This window comes from Bradyrhizobium sp. KZN70725, from assembly GCF_055264925.1.
In genome coordinates this window covers 1-2,500 of record NZ_JBUYWT010000151.1, presented here as the reverse complement: position 1 = coordinate 2,500, position 2,500 = coordinate 1, and the positions used below count along the sequence as shown (strand labels likewise).

Below are 2,500 nucleotides of genomic sequence, written 5' to 3'. Positions count from 1 at the left end.
CGCCGATGACGATCCTCGCCCGCTCGCCTGGATCAGAGCAGATTTTCGATCCAGAGCCGTGTCGTCACGACGGCGATAGAGGAGGTTGTAGGTTGTCCATAGGGATGGCTGATGCGCTTTGTAGCCGGCGGGCCGACGCGGTTTGCATTTATGGCTTTGCAACCGGCGACATGCTCGATCACGCACCTTGATCCCTCCTGATGTTCATAGCGCTACGTCAACTCGATGCGCTTCATAGTGCCGCTCTGTGGGCGCCTAACAGCTCCAACGCGGGTGTGGGTAAGGCGGCCGTGCGACGTCTTGACAAGTACGGATGAGGCCAGAGTAACACAGGCAAGCGGCCGGCCTCTGCGCTGGGGTTGCGGTGCCAAAACGTCATATGTTGCAGAATTTCCTCCAGTCGAGGCGAATTTTGCTGCTTACCGGCGACTGCGCACTTTAGGGTTTAGCACCGCTGGCTGCTCATGCAGCCAGTTCCACTGCAGAGACAATAGAGAGAATTGAGGTACTTTCCGCGATAGCGCCCTGCTTGCGCACGATCAGCGGATTGGCAACAAGCATGTGAAAGGCATCTGATGGCATACAGCAACGTTCTTTATGAAGCAGACGATCGCGTCGCGCGGATCACTCTGAATCGGCCGAAAAAAATGAATGCGCTCTCGATCAAGCTCTGCAATGAATTCCAGGATGCACTTGCGGTTGCCGATAGTGATCCCGAAGTTCGCGTGATCGTAGTGTCGGCCGCTGGGGGGCGCGCTTTTTCGGCAGGTTTTGACGTCAACGATGAAGACACCGAAGTCAAGGCCGGCGGCGAGAAGCAAAGAACCGTCGACGATTGGAAGAAGATGCTCGATCGTTCCTTCCAGTTCCACTATTCCGTGTTTAAGTGCTCCAAGCCTGTGGTGGCGATGATCGAGGGCTATTGCTTGGGAGGGGCCCTGGATTTCATCTCGATGTTCGACCTTCGCTACTGCTCCGACGATGCGCACTTCGGTGCCGTTGAGGTGCGGTACGGCCTCGGCGTTCAGATGATGTCGATCCCGTGGGTCATGGGTCAACGTTGCCGCGAGCTGATTTACACCGGAGACATGTTCGATGCGCAAGAAGCGTATCGGCTGGGACTCGTGAACCGAGTGTTCTCCAAGGACCGGCTCGAGGAAGAAGTCATCCGGATCGCGAAGCGTATTTCCCGCGTCGCCATGCCGACATTGGTGTGGCACAAGCGGGCACTCAATAACACAATGAACGCGGCAGGGTTCGATTCTGCTTTGCGCTACGGTGCGGAAGCCAACTTGATCATGGAGGCGTCGGAATCCGAGTTCAAACGCTATGCGGAAATCCGTCTCGCTGAAGGACTGGCGGCCGCAAATCAATGGCTGAACTCGATCTTTGCGCCCTTCGAATCGGAGAAGAAGAATGGCTGACGTAATCACTACCCGCCGCGAAGGTGCCATTATCGAGGTTACGCTCGACCGGCCTAAGGCCAACGCCATCGACCGGAATACATCAGTGCTGATGGGCGAGACGTTCAAGGCTTTCCGCGACGATCCGGAGCTGCGCGTTGCCATAGTCAAGACCGCGGGGGACAAGTTCTTCTGTGCCGGTTGGGATCTCAAGTCGGCGGCTACTGTCGACTTGGGCAACAACGATTACGGCGTCGGAGGATTCGGCGGCTTGCAGGAATTGCGCGACCTCAACAAGCCGGTGATCGCCTGCGTCAACGGCATGGCCGTTGGTGGAGGCTTCGAGCTGGCGCTCTCCTGCGACCTGATCTACGCCTCCGACCATTCCTGCTTCGCGCTGCCGGAGATCCGCGCCGGCGTACTGGCCGATGCGGCAACCATCAAGTTGCCGAAACGAATCCCCTATCACATCGCCATGGAGCTTCTGTTCACCGGCCGCTGGATGGATGCCACCGAGGCCCATAGCCTGCGCTTGGTAAATGAGGTTTTACCGAAGGAAAGGCTTGAGCCGCGTGTCTGGGAAATCGCACGGCTGCTCGCCGGTGGCCCACCGCTTGTTTTTGCCGCCATCAAGGAAACAGTGCGCGTGGCCGAGGGGCTCAATTTCCAGGACGCCATGAACCGGGTGTATCGCCGTCAGCTGGGCACATGCGACGCGCTCGCCAACTCAGAGGACACTCTCGAGGGTCGCCGGGCCTTCGCCGAAAAGCGCGATCCGGTCTGGAAGGGAAGATAGTCGCATTGTGAACCATCGTCGCAAGTCCGAAGCTTAACTTGCCAACGGGAGGTACAATGGGGTTTAGTTCCTCCACCGCCGGAGAGGTCCGCAAACGTCGTCCGTCAAACGTCCAGCTGCGATCGAGGTTTCAGGGCTCAGAAAGCAATTCGGCAGGGATGTTTGTGCCGTCGCCGAATCAATCTCACTGTAGCCGAAGGCGAGTTTCTTTCATATTGGGGCCCAGCGGTTCCGGCAAGTCTACGCTGTTGGGCCTGATCGCCCGCCTTATTCAGCCGACGGGCGGCTGCATCATGCTCGG

The 2,500-nt window shown here is 58.1% G+C and carries 4 protein-coding genes; all 4 read left to right on the top strand.

What is annotated here, in order from left to right; all coding sequences use genetic code 11:
- The coding region (locus ACZBJS_RS42310) for a hypothetical protein (protein ID WP_463440309.1) at positions 1-191 on the top strand (191 nt) is incomplete at its 5' end.
- A gap of 384 nt (positions 192-575) precedes the next feature.
- Positions 576-1,424: an enoyl-CoA hydratase/isomerase family protein gene (locus ACZBJS_RS42305; RefSeq protein WP_463440308.1), complete on the top strand. Its 849-nt coding sequence runs from the start codon at positions 576-578 to the stop codon at positions 1,422-1,424.
- Positions 1,417-2,199: a carnitinyl-CoA dehydratase gene (locus tag ACZBJS_RS42300; RefSeq protein ID WP_463440307.1), complete on the top strand. Its 783-nt coding sequence runs from the start codon at positions 1,417-1,419 to the stop codon at positions 2,197-2,199. Before ACZBJS_RS42305 ends, ACZBJS_RS42300 begins: the two co-directional genes overlap by 8 nt.
- Positions 2,200-2,255: 56 nt before the next feature.
- Positions 2,256-2,500 (top strand): ATP-binding cassette domain-containing protein (locus ACZBJS_RS42295; protein WP_463440306.1); only part of this gene is annotated, 245 nt, incomplete at its 3' end.